14 protein-coding genes are annotated in these 18,477 nt (G+C 58.3%); 5 read left to right on the forward strand and 9 right to left on the reverse strand.

All coding sequences use genetic code 11. The annotated features are described in order from the left end of the window. Nucleotides 1-43: 43 nt before the first annotated feature. Complete coding sequence (locus tag EKH79_RS12400; RefSeq protein WP_126674136.1) at nt 44-2,059, reverse strand: SPFH domain-containing protein; 2,016 nt, start codon at nt 2,057-2,059, stop codon at nt 44-46. 631 nt (nt 2,060-2,690) lie between these two features. Between EKH79_RS12400 and EKH79_RS12405 the strand changes: the two genes are divergently transcribed. Continuing rightward, the gene (locus EKH79_RS12405) at nt 2,691-4,070 is read left to right on the forward strand and encodes a M28 family metallopeptidase (RefSeq protein ID WP_126674137.1); all 1,380 of its coding nucleotides are present in this window, start codon (nt 2,691-2,693) and stop codon (nt 4,068-4,070) included. A gap of 167 nt (nt 4,071-4,237) precedes the next feature. Here the strand turns inward: EKH79_RS12405 and EKH79_RS12410 are convergent, their stop codons facing one another. From EKH79_RS12410 to EKH79_RS12430, 5 genes are all read right to left on the reverse strand, one after another. Then, a complete protein-coding gene (locus EKH79_RS12410) occupies nt 4,238-4,474 on the reverse strand; it encodes a tautomerase family protein (protein WP_126674421.1) in 237 nt (78 codons plus the stop codon). 29 nt (nt 4,475-4,503) lie between these two features. Then, a complete protein-coding gene (locus EKH79_RS12415) occupies nt 4,504-5,214 on the reverse strand; it encodes an SDR family NAD(P)-dependent oxidoreductase (protein ID WP_126674138.1) in 711 nt (236 codons plus the stop codon). Nucleotides 5,215-5,369: 155 nt separating this feature from the next. Then, nucleotides 5,370-6,293 (reverse strand): LysR family transcriptional regulator, encoded by a 924-nt coding sequence (locus EKH79_RS12420; protein ID WP_126674139.1) that lies wholly within the window; start codon nt 6,291-6,293, stop codon nt 5,370-5,372. Nucleotides 6,294-6,430: 137 nt separating this feature from the next. Further along, entirely contained in the window at nt 6,431-7,507 is a 1,077-nt protein-coding gene (locus EKH79_RS12425) for an NAD(P)H-dependent flavin oxidoreductase (protein WP_199754288.1), read from the reverse strand. A 143-nt stretch (nt 7,508-7,650) separates the two neighbouring features. Then, nucleotides 7,651-8,961 (reverse strand): hypothetical protein, encoded by a 1,311-nt coding sequence (locus tag EKH79_RS12430; RefSeq protein WP_126674140.1) that lies wholly within the window; start codon nt 8,959-8,961, stop codon nt 7,651-7,653. A 455-nt stretch (nt 8,962-9,416) separates the two neighbouring features. Between EKH79_RS12430 and EKH79_RS12435 the strand changes: the two genes are divergently transcribed. The 4 genes from EKH79_RS12435 to EKH79_RS12450 all read left to right on the forward strand — a co-directional run bounded on the left by EKH79_RS12435 (nt 9,417) and on the right by EKH79_RS12450 (nt 12,976). Further along, nucleotides 9,417-10,526: a hypothetical protein gene (locus EKH79_RS12435; protein WP_126674141.1), complete on the forward strand. Its 1,110-nt coding sequence runs from the start codon at nt 9,417-9,419 to the stop codon at nt 10,524-10,526. A gap of 104 nt (nt 10,527-10,630) precedes the next feature. Beyond that, nucleotides 10,631-11,017 (forward strand): DUF2946 domain-containing protein, encoded by a 387-nt coding sequence (locus tag EKH79_RS12440; protein ID WP_126674142.1) that lies wholly within the window; start codon nt 10,631-10,633, stop codon nt 11,015-11,017. Nucleotides 11,018-11,316: 299 nt separating this feature from the next. Then, nucleotides 11,317-12,345: a transporter gene (locus EKH79_RS12445; protein ID WP_126674143.1), complete on the forward strand. Its 1,029-nt coding sequence runs from the start codon at nt 11,317-11,319 to the stop codon at nt 12,343-12,345. 79 nt (nt 12,346-12,424) lie between these two features. After that, nucleotides 12,425-12,976 carry a TlpA family protein disulfide reductase gene (locus EKH79_RS12450; RefSeq protein WP_126674144.1) on the forward strand — a complete coding sequence of 184 codons (552 nt, stop codon included), beginning with the start codon at nt 12,425-12,427 and terminating at the stop codon, nt 12,974-12,976. 78 nt (nt 12,977-13,054) lie between these two features. On the opposite strand, the gene EKH79_RS12455 is transcribed toward EKH79_RS12450, so the two are convergent. The 3 genes from EKH79_RS12455 to EKH79_RS12465 form a co-directional block, all read right to left on the reverse strand. Further along, nucleotides 13,055-14,377 (reverse strand): histidine-type phosphatase, encoded by a 1,323-nt coding sequence (locus EKH79_RS12455; protein WP_158621243.1) that lies wholly within the window; start codon nt 14,375-14,377, stop codon nt 13,055-13,057. A 28-nt stretch (nt 14,378-14,405) separates the two neighbouring features. Next, the gene (locus EKH79_RS12460) at nt 14,406-15,401 is read right to left on the reverse strand and encodes a YncE family protein (protein ID WP_126674146.1); all 996 of its coding nucleotides are present in this window, start codon (nt 15,399-15,401) and stop codon (nt 14,406-14,408) included. Between the two features lie 122 nt (nt 15,402-15,523). Continuing rightward, nucleotides 15,524-18,418, reverse strand: a complete 2,895-nt coding sequence (locus tag EKH79_RS12465) for a TonB-dependent receptor (protein WP_126674147.1) — start codon at nt 18,416-18,418, stop codon at nt 15,524-15,526. Nucleotides 18,419-18,477 lie beyond the last annotated feature (59 nt).

Raw genomic sequence — 18,477 nt, forward strand, 5'->3', positions numbered from 1 at the left:
CTTGCGAACCACGTCCCTGCGAATACCTCCTCCCTAATCCTCGTTACACACGATTCGTGTCACCACTTGTGGCCGCTGGAGCAGCGAGTACAGGTGCACCCGAATCAAGCTTCTCGGCCATAAAGGCGTTGGCCAGTTGCGCCAGCGTGGAAAGCGCGTTGCCGCCGTCCGCACCCAATGCAATCTTCGGAACGATGGCAATCTGACCTTCACGCAAGGCATCGGCGAACTGCTTGCCGAGATCGTTGATAATCTGCATGCGAGCACCCTCGCCCGTCAGCGCCTCGGCCTTTGCCCGGATCGCATTGGCTTCAGCCTTACCCACGGATTCGGTTGCCGCAGCCTTACCTTCGCCGACCGCGATCTGGCGTTTGCGTTCGGCTTCGGCGTTGATGTTGATCACCTGCGCATCTTTCGACGCCGCCGCGATGGCTGCATCACCTTCGTTCGTCTTGATCTTGACGTTGATTTCGGACTTGGTCAGTTCGGTCTGGATTTGTGTCGTCGCCTGCGCTTCACGCAATGTCCGTTCTTTCACGGCCGCCTGTTGCTGCTGGTCGTAGGTTTCCATCTGCTCCTTGGCGACCTGGCGATCGCGCAGCTGGTTGAGGATCGTGTCGATGCGCTGACCCGATGCATCACCCGTATTGCCATGCGGCGTACCAATCAACACCTCCTGCAGCTCAAGGTTGTAGGCGGCAAAGCGTCCCTGCATGTCCACGCTCGCTTTTTCCTGGATCGTCGAGCGTTCCTGCAGCAGTTCGATCAACGTCTTGGTCTGTCCCGTGTTCTTGAAGTACGCCGACACCATCGGATCGAGCGTCTGATCGACCAGGCGCTTGATGTCGCCAAAACGCTGCACGACCAGCGGCGCCTTGCGGTAGTCGATATGCACCACCACCGATAACGGCATCAGCGGCTCGAACGCATCCTTGGTGATCAAGGCGACCTCGGAGAGGTTCTCGTCATACTTGTGCGAATTGGTAACCTCCTTCGACCATTTCAGTATGAAGTTAGTCGTCGGGACCAGCATGATCTTGCCCGCGTAGGTATTGAACGCGTACTTGCCGGGTAACAGCGGCTCTTTCCACACACCACGACAACCGTTGTCGACGAGTTCGCCATGCGAATAGCCATCACCCGAGCGGTCGGCGCCCACGCTGCCGAAATACGAAACCACGACGCCGACACTGCCTACCGGCACGACTGTTTTGCGAATGAACTCCACCGTCGCAAACAAACGGTTGATGTAGTACGTACCTTCCACCAGTACCTGATGCTGACGGCCGCGACGGCCACCGGCACGCAGGAATGCGTTGATGTTCTGGAAGTTGTTGTGGAACGTGGCCTTGTCGACCGGATTTTCACCGACGCGTGGCGCGACGATTTCATCCGGTGCGAGTACCGGGCCGTCGTGAATCGTCACCACGCCAAGGACATCGCTGGCGTTGTCGTCCACTTGATCGGTCTTGTCGGCCTGAAGCACTCGCGATGCGACACCGCCAATCACCACAGGGGTGAAGCCATTCCGGTCGCGCAAAACCTGACCCATATGATCGATCGTGTCTTTTTCCTCATCCGATAACAACAAGCCATGCACGCGTGCAGCCGTGATGATGACGAACTGCGCAACGTTGATCGCATGCGTACCTTCGCGAACGATCGCGCGTTGCGGACCCTTCTGGCCACCGGCCTTGAGGAACGCCGAAACGTCTTCGATGCCCGCATCGACAGAAGCGCCGAGTGCCTGGCCATCCACAAGCTCACGACCGTCACGCGCGAAGATGTAACCGATCTCTCCCTGCGGAATCGTCACGAGATCGACTTTGTGCACGCGGTATTGGAACGGGAAGAAGTAGTGAATGCCGCCGCGAACGACCTGCGGCTGGAAGCCTACTTCGCCATTCACCGCGATCAGGCCATGGGTCAATGACGGCGCACCCCACAGCCTTTCCACAATGCCGACACGATCGTTAGGGATATAAACGATGGCGTTGGAAATATAGGTCAGCAACAACAACGCAACGATACTTGCGCCTACTGCAATGAGAATGATCATGTCTTTCTGTCCCTGATGGAAAGAGTGCCTGACCGAAAGTCAGGGCCGAGATAAAACGTCGAAGTGAGTTAAGTCATAAAAACGACACTTACGGGTTCACGGTTTTTTGGACGCAGACCACCCTCAACCGGCGATCGCGGCCGATACGTATTCGGTTCGTTCTGTCGGTGTGCGGCGCTAGCTGCCTGGCGCGTTGCTATCCAGACGTGCGCAGAATCCCGACGACCGCGCTTCGCCGCATGATGTAAACAACACTTCGTTGAAGATGCGCATGACAATGACCCCGAGCGCGGACGCTCGCAAAGCCCTCATGGACTCAAACGTGGGAAGAATGTTGGGAGTTTGTCCCTGCTAGACGGGACGCTTGTTCGTGGCTGTCTTTCGCGGCGCGCCGTAACGAGCAGGACACTGAAAGATGCGAATCATGTTTGCGGGTCGTTTGACCTTGGGTGCGCGTATTTTACTCCCGCTTTTTGGGAGTGTGGGTGACGTTATAACAGTCGCTATTCGTGCCCTATCGAATAAGCTTGCGATGGCAAAGCGTTATGCGATTCATTCCTGTTTCCATATCTGTACCACGCGTCTAAGTCACTGTATAAGCTTGCGGTTGGTCCTTCAGGTGAGACAACTTATGCGCCGGACGCTGTTACCGCTGTTGGCACTCGCCAGCTTTACCTCCGGCATACACGCTGATGAAACGATCGTTGCTGCGCACGATCAACCGGCGTTGCTTGCGTTGGCATCGGCACCCGATCAAGCGGAGTTGCGCGCCACCATCACGAAGCTTGTCGGCTTCGGCACGCGACACACGATGTCTGATACGACTTCGGATACACGCGGCATCGGAGCCGCGCGTCGCTGGGTCAAGTCGCGTTTCGATGCCATCTCCCACGATTGCAACGGCTGTCTCGATGTGGAAACGCCCACCCAGATGGTGACGGGCGAGCGCATCAAGACACCCGTCGAAATCATGGATGTGCTTGCGATCAAACGCGGCGACACCGACCCGGATCGTGTGATTATCATCAGCGGCCATCTCGATTCGCGTGTGACCGACGTGATGAACAGTCACAGCGATGCGCCCGGTGCCGACGATGATGGCTCGGGTGTCGCGGCCGTCATCGAAGCGGCAAGACTGCTATCGAAGCAACCCAATCACGCCACGCTGGTTTTTGCCGTGCTTTCCGGCGAAGAACAAGGACTCTACGGCGGCAAATTGCTTGCCGACTACGCCGTGGCACACAACTGGCAGGTCGAAGCGCAGCTCAACAACGACATTATCGGAAACAGCCGCGGCATGAATGGCGTGACCGACAGCACGGCGGTGCGCGTGTTTTCCGAAGGAACGCGCAGCACGGAGACGGCGGCGCAGGCGAAGCTGCGCAGTTATCACGGCGGCGAAGTCGATTCGCCTTCGCGAAATCTCGCGCGCACGATGGCAACGATTGCAGATACTTACTTACCCGACTTTCATGTTCGCATGGTTTACCGTACCGATCGTTTCGGCCGTGGTGGCGATCAGGTACCCATGCTGGAGGCGGGCTTCCCCGCCGTGCGCATTACGGAAAGTCACGAGGACTACACCCATCAGCATCAGGACGTTCGCGTCGAAAACGGCGTGCACTACGGCGACACGCTGGACAACATCGACTTCCGTTATCTCGCTCGCGTCACGGCGCTCAATATTCTGACGATGGCGCAGTTAAGCTGTGCGCCCGCTCCGCCCACGGAGGTGTCTATTGAAGGCGCGGTTGCTACTGATACGACGGTTCATTGGAAGAAGGTTTCAGGCGCCGCGGGCTATCGTATCCATTGGCGCGATACGACGGCTGCGCAATGGCAATACAGCCGGGATGTTGGCGATACGACGCAATCCCTCATCAAGGATGTCGTCATCGATGACTGGTTCTTCGGTGTGTCATCCATTTCCAGCGATGGTTATGAAAGTCCGGTCGTATTTCCAGGAGTCACCGGAAGCTTTGCACGTTTACCTGCAACCGCCGGTCACTAAAGTCGACTAAGCGTTATCTTTGCGGCCAATGTCACGCGGGCTCAACCAGCATACGCACGACGACAAGTTCGACAGCGCTGCGTGCTATGCCGATCTACCACATGACGATCTGGTCGGCGATGCCTTGATAAAGGACGGTTGCGCGGTAACCCGCGCAACCGATCTGCTTACTTCTTTCCGTCGCGTTGGAGCTTTCGATATTCGGTGATGCTCATCCCTTCCCAGCCCCAGTTGTCGGTGTCGACTTCCTCGATAACGACAAAGGTGGAATTGACCGGTTTGTTGAGCACGTCCAACAGCAACTGGCTGGCTCCTTTGATCAGTGCTGCTTTCTCTTCCTTGGTCGCGGCATCGCGACCGGGGCCGGAACCTTCACGCGTAATCTGAATGGTGACGACAGGCATCATCGTTCTCCTTGCTGCAGGTGACCTGATCAGTGACCGGCGCTTTGGCCGCCATCGACATGCAGGATTTCTCCCGTCACAAAGCCGGCCGATTCGAGATAAAGCACGGCCTGCACGATGTCGCTGATTTCACCCATGCGATTGACCGGATGCAGACCCGCAAGCGTCGCATGCGTTTCCACCGCGTGCATCGGCGTCTTGATGATGCCGGGCGACACCGCGTTGACGCGAATGCCACGCTTGGCATATTCGATGGCCAGTGATTTTGTCGCGGAGTTGAGGCCGCCCTTGGTCAGCGACGCCAGCACGGACGGAACGTTGGAATTCGCCTGTTCGGTAAGCGTAGTGGTGATGTTCACGACGTGGCCACTGCCATGCTTTTCCATCTCGGCGATGGCAGCTTGTGTGATGTGGAAGAAACCATCGAGGTTGGTGGCCAATGTCTTGACATAGTCGTCCACCGTGAACGCGGTAAACGGCTTGGCCATAAAGCTGCCCGCATTGTTGACCAGCGTATCGATACGGCCAAAACGGTCCATCGCTTCCTTCACGATACGCTCGGCGACGCCACGGTCGCCGATATCACCGGCAACCGTCACGACATCGGGATCGCTCGACGGCTTGATGGAACGCGAGTTGGCAATGACGCGGTAGTCGCGATCGCGGAAGGCCTTGACGAGACCCGCACCGATACCTTGCGAAGCGCCGGTGACAACGACAACTTTACGTGGGCTGTTCATGATGTTTCTCACTCGAATAGGGAAGGGGATTTTCTTAGCGATGCCGCATATGGCTGCGGCGTCGACAGCCCGTAATCTAGGCTTGTGAAGCGCCGAAGCGAATCCCTATTGTTCGGCAGACATTCTTCCGCGTGGCGGCAGAATCCCCTCAGAAACTATTTCGATGCGTCTTTCGTGAAACACGCAAATTGCGCGCGCAGACGCGGGAGGGCGAAGTCGACAAAAGCGCGCACTTTCGGCACCGCTAGGCGGCCATACGGCGAGACAAGATGCACGGGGATGGGAGCGTGCTCCGCATCGGCAAGGATCACGCGCAGCAATCCTTCCTTGATTTCCGTCGCGATGTGATACGAAAACAGACGCGTGACGCCATGAGCATCCACTGCCGACGACGCCGCAGCGCGAACGCTGTTGACGACCAGGCGCGGCGTAAACGAAACGGCGCGTGGTACGGACGAACCCACCACCGGAGGAAAACTCCACGAGTCCAATCCGAAGTGCGTCATGGCGATGATCTGGTGCTTGCCCAGATCCGCTGGCTCGTTGATGCGCGGATGCTTCGACAGATAGCGTGGCGACGCTACAACAACGCGCCGAACATCGCCGATCTGATGTGCGACGAGTGTCGAATCGGCGAGGTGCGAGATGCGCAGTGCGAGATCGATGCCTTCATCGATCAGGTTGACGGGTCTGTCGAGCAAGTACAGACGGATCGTGACCGTCGGGTACTCTTCCATGAAGTCGTCGACAATCGCGCGCAGAAATTCAACGCCTGCGACGACCGGCGCCGTAATGGTCAACGTGCCGCGCGGCACGGATCGTTCGCCGGCTGCCTGCCTATCGGCTTCCTCCAGGTCCTGCAACACCTTGCGACACGCCAGCGCGTAACGTTCGCCTGCTTCGCTCAGCTTGATGGATCGCGTGGTTCGATGGAGCAGCGGTACGCCGACATGCGCTTCGAGGAATGCGATGGCGCGGCTCACGGCGGCCGCCGAGCGACCGGTTTTGCGGCTGGCGCCAGCAAGGCTGCCTTCGTCGAGCGCAGCGACAAAGACTTTCATGGCGTCAAGGCGATCCATTACGCGTGCTCCATCAGCAATCAGACGTCGATGTGAACCGGCTTATTCTGATCCTTCGATTCGCCATTGCAAAATAAAGGCCGGGATCCAAGTGTCCCGGCCTGTCCTGTCTTGCGCGGTGAGTTCCGGTCGCCGGCTTATGAGAGCGCCTGCTCCAGCTCGCTTTTCAGCACCTGCATCAGTGCGCGCGTTGGCATGGCGCGTGCGAGCGGCGCGCCCTGGCCTGCCCATTGGGCACCGTAGCCTGTCTGTCCCGCCGCTTTGCCTGCGGCGTTGAGCGCTTTGCCTGCATCATATGCGGTGGGATAGTCGGGGATGCTTTCGTCAGACACCGTGGTGCCCAGTCGCGTGAAGTCGTTGGCGAGGCTACGTGCGGGGCGCCCGGAAATCGCGCGCGTCATGATCGTGTGATACGCCGCGTCGCTGAAAAGCCGCTCTCGATAACCTGCATCGGCGAGCGATTCATCGGTCGCGATGAATGCGGTGCCCATTTGCACAGCGCTTGCGCCGAGTGACAACGCTGCAGCGATACCAGCACCATCCATGATGCCACCCGCCGCAATCACGGGAAGATCGACTTGCTGTACCAGCACGCGCGTCAACGCGAGCGTTCCGAACCGGCTGTCTTCCACGTCAGGATCGAACATGCCGCGATGACCGCCTGCTTCATAACCCTGCGCGACGATGGCATCGATATCTGCGGCCTTGATGGCCTTCGCTTCGTCCAGATTGGTCGCGGTGGCGAGTAACACAATACCTGCGCGATGCAGCGCTTCAATCTGTGGCCGAGGCGGCAAGCCAAAGTGAAAGCTCACTGCCTTGGGCTTTTCCTCAACGAGCATGGCGAGCATGTCGCTATCGCTGAGGAACGAGGTGTAAATCTCGTGCAACGCACTGGGTGGTGCGGCACCGGCGCGCTCGAACTGTGGACGCAAACGTTCGATCCAGGCCGCCTCTTTCTGTGCATTTGCGCGTGCAGGCTGGTGAACGAATACGTTGACGTTGAGCGGCCCGTTGCTTTCTTTGCGAAACTGATGAATCGCTTCGCGTGCTTTGGCGGCATTCATCGCGCCGACACCAAGCGAACCCAGGCCGCCGCTTTCACTGACGGCTGCCGCCATGGCGGGCGAGGATAGGCCTGCCATCGGCGCCTGGATGATGGGAACCGTGATGCCAAGCTGATCGAGCAAACGACGGGAGTGGTTCATCGTCATACGCTTTATCTCCTGCTGCCTTGTGCGAGCTGGAGTCACTTTAGGCGTGCAGCTCGCACGAGCGAAGACCTATCGTACGGGATTCAGTCTTCCGATTCGCGAAACAATGTCGATGACGCGTAAAAGACGCACGCTGCGCATCTTTACGGCGTTTCTTTGTTATCCGCCCACGGCGCGTAGATCCAGCAATTGTCGTAGAACCGTTGCAGCGATTCCTTCACGCCGGTGACTTCGTACGCAAAACCGTAGCGGAAGGCACTGTTGCGATCCGCCACCCAGGCACCGAGCGCTTGTGCGCGGACGATGCTCGTCAGCTGGTTGGCCGGATACGTGCGGTTGAGAACAACGGTGTCGTTGTCGAGCGTTAACGTCGTGGTCTGTGCCGGCATCAGTTCCTTCTGATTGAGCTCGAAGTAAGAACGGACACCGTGTGAAACGACTTGTCTTGCCTGCACGGCACCGATAGTGCTGTAGGCAGCAAGATCGATGTTCCCTCGCTTGCAGAGCATGGTGATGCGATGCTCGCCGTTGCGATCGGTCTGTTTGAGTTCCAGGAAAGGTGCGCCCGATTCGAGCCGATACGTCGCGCTAAGAAAAAGACGGCCGTTGTTGGCCAGTCCCGTTGCCAACATCTGATCGGCGCTCAACCAGACTTCGCCGTTACCGGTCGTCGATGACGATTGCGCCAGCATCTTGGAATTGATGCCCATGTCCTGCAAATAGGTCGCTACCGGGTCTGGTGCCTGCGCTGTCTGACTGGCGTCGCCGGATTTGGGATCGGCGATGTAATGCATGGGAAATCCGATGCGATCGCTACCCGCCGGTGCCCAGCGGTAAACGCCGCCCAGATAGGCGTATGCGCATGCATCCGAGCAGATCGCCGTTTTGACGGTGGATGATGCAGAGCGAAGTTTCGGTCTTGGCGTACCGAGATGCGTCACCATCGAACCGGATCGGAACAATCTGCCAAGCGCGATGCCTGCGTTGATGTCGCCGCCGGTGGAATTCAAATAGATATCCGAGCCATTCGGAATCTTGCCCGACTTCACCATGGCTTCGAGACGACCGGGCGCATTCGCATCGATGGTGCCGTAGATGTAAACCTGCGGCACCTTCGTTACCTGTAGCGTCAGGCGATCATCGTTGACCTGGATGGACAATTCGCCGGAGGCCTGTCCTTGCAGCACGTTGCTGCTCGCACGCATGGCTTGTGCAGGATTCATGCATGCCATCAGCAGCATGGCCGCATAACCGAGGGATACGCGCCAGCCAGTGCGCCAGCGGAAGGGTTCGTGGGCGTAACGGTGCGGCACAGCCAATCCTTCTTCCAAGACCGCGAAGTGTCCCTTGCGCTGGATGTCCTGTAGGTGAATACAGCTCGCATCCGACGCCTGGCCCTTGATGTTCAAAGACTTAGGAATGAGCGACCGCGCATTCGGCGATGGCGTCGACATCGGCTGGAACCAGCGCCAATCCTTCTCTTCGAGAACACTTCAACGGGAATACCGTTGCCTAAAAGATTCGCAAGTCGTCATGACGACTAGCAACGCGCATCACTCCATCCTCACATTCGCGGTGACGTTATCCATGACGCGAATGGAACGGTGGCCGCGATCACAGACACCGATCGTCAGTTTGAGGACAAGTAGCACTCGGCGGCTTATAAGCGGATGGCGGTCGAGTTGTCGTCGCAGAGGCCGCGCGTGTCGGGATGCATGGTGATCGTGCTCTCACATCCGCGTCATGAGTGACGCATCGCGCACTTTTTTTAAGCACGAATCATGCCCTAAATCCTAAAGATTGCGCACGAGTTTCCTAAGGTAAGAAGCCCATCACAGTTTTTCTCCTCTAGAATGTTCATCGTAGTGAAGACAACTTATCTCACCAGCATCGAAGACAGGGGGGCCTGATGATCGAGCTGGAAATTCAGGGTCTCTCGGAAACACGAGAGGGCCTTCTTATCGACGTCGGCAGGTCCGTCGTCGCGAGTGGATTTACCTTGCAACGTCAACGTCTGACGCAGGACGTCAATGGCGTGTTGCTGACCATGGTCGTGCGCGGACCGGAGCGCAAACAGCGTGCACTCGAAGCGGCGCTGGATGCGAATGAGCGTCTGCTCAGCTTCCACACGTATCCGTTCGAGGACGGCACAGCGAAGCCGCACTACGCAGCAGCGCGCACCTTTGCGCGACCGCCGGTTGCGCCGGCGCCGGTACCTGTCGTCGAAACAGTTGCCGTGGCGGCAGCGGCTGCAGTGCCCAAACAGGCTGCCGTTGCGGCCGTTGGCGCGGCTGCGGCTGTCGCGGTGATTGCGCCAGAAATGGCGCAGGCCGTGGTTGCATCCGTGGCGTCTCCCGCACCACGTGTGGCCCCGGTGGCAAAACTTTTTGCCGACACGCCTGTTCTTCCTTCTGTGCCTGAAAGGGTGAAGCCGGAAGTGGCCCCCGTCGTCGTGGGGGCACCCGCACCGCAAGAGGAAGAACCCGAACCGGAATTCGTCTTCTACACACCGCGCGCGGCGGCGCCGGCAGCGGCGGCGGTGGTTGCCGATCCGTATGTCGAAGTGGTTCCGCTCGGTCCGGACGAAGATGCCGTGGAAAAGGTCGTGCCGAAGCTGTTGAACGGCTATCCGCAGATTTTCCATTGTCTGCATTCGCTGGAAAGCTCGGTGGCGCCGGGTGCGCGCGAATCGTCGCTGCTGTTGGCGGGTCAGCGCACGGGTACGTGGGTGTTTGAACGCGATTACAAACCCAGCGCGAAACTCAGCCTCGAAGACGCGATGGAGCGCATCGGCATCCCTGCTCTACGCGCGCTGGCAGACGTCGAATACGTGGGCGGACAGCTGCGCATCCGCAACAGCCCGTTGTGCAAGGAAGGCGGTCGTTCCAGCTGCCAATTCTTCATCGGCTATCTGGAAGGACTGCTTGGGCCTCTTCTCGCCTCAGGCAGTCTCTCGACCTTCCCACTCGGCTGCTGCAGTTACGGCGGCGATGCCTGCGTGCTCGCCATATCCGAGTGAGACGGCCGTTTTCCAGCGGACTTATTGCCACATTGACCACGCTCACCATCTGACGAGCTGGTAAGATCCCCGTTGCGGGTGTCCCCGCATGGTCGGGAAAGGTTGTGGTTCGTCTGAAGACTTCACGCGTGTATGTTGCGTGGCTGGCGATGCTGGCCATGGCGCTTATTGTCGTGATGCCCGCGATTTCGCGGGTAATGCCGATGACGGTCGCGATGCCCGGCATGGATGCGCCCTGCCCTCAGCACGATCATCACGCGTCGGCGCAGCATCCGGATTCGCCCAGCGCACCCGCCGATCCGATGGAACGTTGCGGTTATTGCGTTCTGCTGAGCCACACGCCGCTTCTTACCGCAAGCGTCATCATCCATGTCGTACCAGCAGCGCCGAATGTTGCCGCGCCGGTAGTTGCACTTCCTGTCGACAGGTCTGATACGCCGCAGCTAAGCGCAGATCCGCGCGGACCACCGGCCGTCACGCTGACAGCCTGACGCATAGACTCGCGACGCATTCGTCGCGACTGTTCGTCGTTTTTATCTCGGTATCTATCGGTGCGAGTTCTCGCCGCGCATGGTCATTGAGCCACGGCGCGCGTGCTCCGTGATAAGCCGCCCTATGCGCTTGGCGTGCGATCCCTATCAATGGAGCGCCGCCAATTCTGGAGTTTGTGTTCATGCGCGCCATGAATTCGTTGGACCCGTTCGTTACACGATGCAAGTGCTCTGCGGGATGTTCGTCGTCCCGATGCTGTAAAGATTCGTCTCGCTCCATCCGCACCATCGCAGCCGTCATGGGTTTGTCTGCCATTGGGCTGCTTCCGCAAGCTGCGCAGGCATGCGCAACGTGCGGTTGTACGTTGAGCACGGATGCCGCAACCGGTTATTCCTCGGCATCCGGCTGGCGCATCAATATCGATTACACCTTCATCAATCAGAATCAGTTGCGTAGCGGCAGCAGCAGGGCGACACCGCAACAGGTGGTCAATCAGCCCTCCGATGCCTCGCTCGGTGGTGGTGAAATCGAGAAGGGCACCATCAATCGTTACATCAACGTATCGGCGACGTATCGTTTCAACCCGGATTGGGGTGTGACGCTTCTAGTGCCCTATGTCACGCGCGACCACGAAACATACGGCACACAGCTTGCGCCCTACACGCCCGTCGAAACGGCATCCGATCAGATCAGCGGCGCGCATGTTTCAGGTATTGGCGATGCGAAAATCATCGCCAGTTATCAGGGGTTTTTGCCAACGCACAATCTGGGCGTGCAATTCGGCGTGAAGCTTCCGACGGGTAACTACGGCGGTCAGGCGGAGGACGGAAATCTGGTTGGCCATCCGGTGACATTCAACACCGGGCCCAATCTCGGCCAATCGCTGGACACCAGCCTGCAGGCTGGCACGGGCAGCACCGATCTCATCGTTGGCGGCTACTACTTCCAGCCCGTCAGCCAGAATTTCGACGCGTTCGTGAACGGGCAATTCCAGGCTGCTGTGAAAGAGAATCTGGATACGCCAGGTGCCGATTATCGTCCGGGCAATCTCGCCACCGTCAGTTTTGGCGTGCGTTACGAAGCGCACGCCAACTGGGTGCCGCAGCTTCAGATCAACTGGCTGCACAAAATGGCAGACCAGGGCTTTCTGGCCGACAGGCCCGATACCGAGGGTACCGTGGCGTATCTCAGCCCCGGCATCAGCGGCAGCGTAAGCAAAAATTTACAGGTTTATGCCTTCGTCCAGGTGCCGATCTACAGCCATTTGCAGGGATATCAGCTGTTTCCGGGCTGGACCGGAACAGTGGGCGTGAGCATGAAACTCTGACCCGCCAGGATCGACGCGTTACAATGGGCGCTGCCGCACATGCGGCAGCGTCGTTCAAAAACTCATAGAGCTTTTCACGATGTCCAGAAAGACCAGCCACACATTGCGATACTTGCTTGCGGCTCTGGCGATAACACTTGCCAGCACGTCGCTGTACGCCAACGATCTCGCTGTCGGGCAGCCCGCCCCGCCGATCACGATGACTACGCTGGATGGCAAGCACATCGACCTGAAGGATCTGCGCGGCAAAGTCGTCATCGTCACGTTCTGGGCGACATGGTGCGATCCGTGCCGCGAAGAATTGCCGCTGCTTTCGCAATACGCACAGCAGCACGCGAAAGACGGTCTTGTCGTACTCGGCTTCAGTCTCGATACGCCGGATCAACTCGATCAGGTGCGCAGCGTTGCGAACAACCTGAGCTTTCCAGTGGGATTGCTGGGCGATCCGCACGTGCCCGGTTATGGCCGCATCTGGCATCTTCCCGTGAGTTTCACGATCGATCGCGAAGGCCGACTGGTCGATAACGGCTGGAAAGACAAAGAGCCGGAGTGGACGCAGGAACAGCTCGATAAAGTGATCACACCGTTGCTGAGCCAACAGCACGAAACGGCGACCAACTATTCGCCTTGAGAGTTGGGTTGAGGTGCGGCTCGTGCCAGCGAGCAACCCCGCCTGCGGGTACGAGCCGCCTTGCAAAGTCGGTGCCGATCAGTTGCTGCTCTTGGATGTTATGCGGCTTACCAGATCGACAAAACGATCAAGCGGACAATCGTATCCCGGCGTTGATCGACTGCAGCCCGGAATAAAAACGGGCGCTTGTTCCGGCGAATGTTGCAGATCCAACGGCGTGCTTTGACGCATCTGCTCCAGACTTTGGCTGACGTAATACGCGCGCACCGTATATTGGCGTGTCTTGGCAACACGACGCAGCTCGAACACCAGCGCACCGCCTGTGAAAGTTGGATCGACCGGCTGCTCCGGCAGCATCCAGTGCAGATCGAGCAAGCCAGCCAGGGTTTCGATATTCGTATCGTGTCCAACCAGGAACATGAACTTCGCGCCCGGTTTGCCGATCGCGCCTGTTACGGGCTTTGACTGCGTACTTTGTTGAAGCGTTGCCGCAATGCGCGTCGCCAGATTTCCAGCATAAGCTTTTGCCACCGCCGGTGTGCGCTCGCTGACATCGCTGTAGCTGGAATGTAGAGCGAGCAGTTGCCCAAGCTTGATAGGCGTGATGTTTCCCCACGCCACGTCAGACATAGGCATACCTTCGACGTATTCGAGGAAGAAATTCTCCGCGAACGTCGACGCGTTGTGCAACGGCGACTTGATGCTGATCAAGCCGTCGCCGCTTGCAGCTGCGATGGACGAATCCTGATCCATCAACACTTTTTTGCCGTTCGTTTGTGCCGCCGTGCAACTACCCGGTGCACAACCGAGCAACACGCTTTGCATGTCGGCCAGCAATCCTGCGTTGGCTGCTGCCAAATGCGCAGGATCGTTGCCGGTGCGACCGAGAACTGCGGCAACGGCCAGCTCTCGATCCGCGTCGCTCGCGTTTGAAAAATCGTGCGAGAAAAGCGCATCAGAGCCGCGCTTCGGGGCGGCATGAACATCCAGTGCGCAATGGGCATCGAACCCGTCCACAAGACCGTGCGCCGATTCCAGCGTGCGTTCTTCGTCGTCAGCCGTCACATAGATCGACGCCGGATTGAGACATCCATTCGCGGGCAACAACCCAGCGTCCGCGTAGTAGGCGCGATACCAGCCACCCATCATCGTCATCAATTGCTTGCCATGCGGCGTGAGATAACCCGGCTCTACGGACCACTTCGGCCACGGCTTGGATGAATAGACATCCTGCGCGCCCGGCTTGGCGGTGGGAGACCGCACGCCGTGACGACTGAGCACGATCACCATCTGAAGATCGCCATCTGCCGGAGCGCCTACAGCTGCGTTCCCAAATACGCCAAACGCCGCGATCACCACGACGTAAAGCGCGCGAGCACCCCACTGCCGAAACATCATCATGAGCATGGACCTCCGCAACTCGCCTGCTTCAATGCGTACCGACGACCAGCACGCCAAACGTACCCTGCGGTGCCTTGGCGCCTGCCGTGACATCCGGCGCCGCCAGATAGACGCGATGCGTGCCGGAGTCCACCGCCAGCGTTCGTGCATTCGCAGCCGTGGCGAGGTTGGCGACGACCGAATAATGATCAGCATCATCCTGATGCACGATCGTCAACGTGCCATCCGCATTGGAACTGAAGACGTTCGACGTTCCCGCATCGTAACCCGCCGCATCCGGATCGCTACCGATGGTTTGTACCGATACCTGATGACCGTCCGTCGCATCCAGCACCACCATTTTCTGATTGGCGCATACCGAGAAGAGCCGCTTGTGTGTCACATCGATAGCCAAGCCGGTCGGACCATCGCACGGCGCCAGCGGCCACGTTGCCAGTACCTTGCCTGCTTTTGCGTCGATTTCGGCGATCTGCGACTTGTCTTCGAGATTGACGTAGATGCGACCGTTGTCGTCCGTCACCGCAAATTCCGGTTTGCCTGGCAGCGCGACAGTGCCGGTTTCCTTCTTGGAGACCGGATCAATCAGACTCGCACTGTTGCTGTGACCGTTGAAAGTCCAAAGCTTCGCGGTAGCCTGATCGAAGAGCATCCCATCCGGACCCTTGCCGCTGAGGGCAATGGCGGGAAGCGGCTTGAGCGTCATCAGATCGAAGGGCAGCACGCTGTTGTCGTGGCCGCTGGTGACGTAGCCCTGATGCTGATCGGGCAGCACAACGACACGATGTGCGCCGTTTACGCCTGCTACTTCGCCGACGAGTTTGCCTGTCTGGGTATCCATCACCATCACGCGATTGCCACGCGCAATATAAAGGCGCTGTGCGGCGCCATCGAGCGTCAGATAGTCCCACTTGCCCGCGCCGCCAAGTACGTGGCGATCCAGAACAGCATAGTTCGTTGACGATGCAGCGGCTGTGCATGCTGCGGCGACGGCAAGCGTCATGACGGTGACGAGAATTCGCTTCATGGTGCGTCTTCCTTTTCGATTATTTTCATGTGATAGCGAGCGTACGCGTGCCCGGAGGCGCTCTGACCGAGTCGTTGCAAACGCAACACGTCATCGTTCAGAGCACCGTGATACAAGGCAGATCAGAAATGGAGGCGAACACCTGCGGTGAAGGTCTGATCGTAAAATTCGCGCTGGATGGGACGGTTGTTTGCTTCGGTTTCAGTGAATCGCAACTTGGTGTTCGTCAGGTTTTTCACCGCAAAGTAGACCGACATCGATTCGTTGATCGCGTAGCTGGAACCGAAGTCCAGCGACGTGCGGGCCGAGGACCACTGGTCCGCAAAAATGTTCGACGGCGTGCCATCGGCATTGGTGTAAAGCGGACCGCCGACGGTGAAGAGATTCTTGCTTTCGTAGTAGGCGCCGACGTCGAGGCGCAGACCCATGTAGTCATAGGTCAACGTCAGGTTCGCTGTGTCACGCGAGGTCGAAGGCAGCAATGAATAAAGGCCCGGATGGATCTGGATGCGCGAATCGACATATGTGTAGTTGGTGTTGACGCCTAATCCACTCAGCAACCCAGGCAGCCAGCGGAAACGATCGACGTAGACGAGCTGCAACCCACGCGCAAACGCAGATGAAATGTTTTCAAAACCGCTAAAGGTCACCTGCGTACCCGGCGCAAACACATCCAATGCACCAGTCGGATTGGTGATCGTCTCGATGTTTCCGGTCTGCACGATGTAATTGGTCAGCTGCTTGTCGAACAATCCTGCGTAGGCCAGACCGCCTTCCGGCAGGTAATACTCCATGGAGAGATCGAAGTTGTTGCTATAGGTAGGCCGGAGCGCCGGATTGCCCTGGGTGACCGTGTCATTCACATCGTCGATCTGTGTCGACGGCGTTACCTGCTGGAATCCAGGACGAGCGATCGTTTTCGAATAGACCGCGCGAAGCAGGAAGTCTGGATCGATTTCGTAACGCGCCTGCAAGGTCGGGAAGAAGTTGCCGTAATTCCTGTTGAAGATGTTTGGCGAGTAGCTGACAAGATTGCCGTTGTTGGTAATGATGCTGAGGCCTTCGTACTGCGCATTCGTTTCCTCGTAACGCGCGCCGCCAAGCAGGCTCAACTTCTCGATCGGCTGAAATTCATACTCGAAGTAGCCGGCGTAGATGTCCTCGCTGTCATGACCGTACGATTGCAGGTCGGCGAGGAAGTCGCTCGCTGTGTTTTCCGGGAACAATGCAGGGTTGCTGTTGAACTGATTGACGACGGACTGCGTGTTGATGTTGGGACCGTTGTTATAGGAGCCGTCGTAATACGTGACTGGTTGACCGGCACTCACTTGCGACATCGGAATCGCCGGCGGATTGTAGTCGTAGTTCATCTGGCTGTTGTTGCGCACACGCAGGCGCGCGCTGATGCCAAACTTCACGTACTCATCGTCGTTCTGCGTAAACCAGTTTGTCGGGATGGTGACGTTGTCGACCGCGCTGTACTCCATGTCGTGGTCGTGTTCGGTACCGTTGCTGAAATCGGTCAACGCGTAACCGGCTGGGCTGGCAGGGTTCGAACCCTGCACGACGGAGTACGTCGGATAGTTGGGATTGCTGATGTTGTCGTAAGCAACGATCGCCTGACCCGATCCATCCGGATTGTTCGGATTGGGTGTGTTGTTCTGGAACGTGGTGCCGTAGTCGAAGGGCTTGTTATAGGAGCCGATCGACAGCGCAAGGTGATAGTCCGTCTTCCAACTTCCGAAGTTGTTCTGTCCACCCACCGCCGCGACGCGCGAGTCGATCATCTCTTTCTCGAGAGTGGTCGCCTTCTGATACGTCGCTTCGTCGATGAGCCCGTTCGGGTTGTTCGGATTCACGACCGGCGCACCGGCAAACTCCAGATAGAGCTTTTGCACGTTCTTCGATTCGGTATATCCGGCGTCGTAATAACGCGCGTACCACTTGTTATTTTCGTTCGGTTGGAAATCCAGCTCGAAACCGTAACCGTGGCGCGTACGCTGATAGTTGTAATAGCGCTGATTGAGATCGCCCAGGGCCTTATCGGGGATGCCCTGGCCTTGCTGATCGACGTAGCCCACTTCCAGGTCGTCGATACCGCGGCGGTCCTGGTAATACTCTGCAGTTCCGATAAAGCTGAAAGGCTTGTAATTGGCACTCGGACCGAAGCGGAAGCCGCCGGTCATTTCATAGTCTTTGACCGGTGTGTCGCGCAGATTTTCCAGGCCCGTTCCAAGCTGCAAATCGATGAATTGATCGCGATCCTTCGGCATCTGCTTGGAGCTGATTTCAATGGTGCCGCCCAGCGCTTCGGCATCCTGCTCGGGAAGGTTGGTGTTGGTGACAGTAATCGCACCCACGAGTCCGGCGGGAATCGAATCGAACGCCACGGCACGACCACCGCCCGTGGGCGTGGAAACGTTGCTCGGCATCATGCGCACGCCGTCGAATGTGGTGCTGTTGAGATCGGCATCCAGGCCGCGAATGTTGACGAAGCGGCCTTCACCCGTATCGGTTTCCAGTGAGATACCCGGCAAACGGCGTACAGCTTCGCCCGCATTCACGTCGGGCAGGCGCTCGATCGCTGCGGCGGGCTGCACGAAGACCATGTTCGGTGCTTGTTGCTGGATGGCGCGTGCCTCGGCATCTGCGGTCACGGCCGCCGTCACGTTGACCTGATCGAGCGATTTCACGTCGGTGCCCAGCGCAAAGTTTTGAACAGTGGGCGTATCGGCCTCGACGATCACTTTACGTTGCAAAGGGCGCTGACCTTTTATCGTCAGCACGACGGTGTAAACGCCCGGCGCGACATCCGGCAGCGTGTAATCGCCGTTTTTGTCTGTCACCGTGGCGCTCTTCGTTTCGCGAATCTCCACGCGCGCACCTGCGATCGGCTGATGCCCCGTGGCAACCTCGACATGTCCAGTCAGTGCCACCGGATCGGCCGCGGCCGCGAGCAGCGGTACGGAAAGCACAACCAGACCCAGTCCCAACCTGCAGGCTCTTGCGAGTGACATTTCCGGAACCCTCGAATCAAGTGAAGTTATTCGGTGGCGCGATGCGTTAATGGCCCGCG

The sequence above is a fragment of the Dyella dinghuensis genome (assembly GCF_003977615.1).
Classification (GTDB): Bacteria; Pseudomonadota; Gammaproteobacteria; order Xanthomonadales; family Rhodanobacteraceae; genus Dyella_B; species Dyella_B dinghuensis.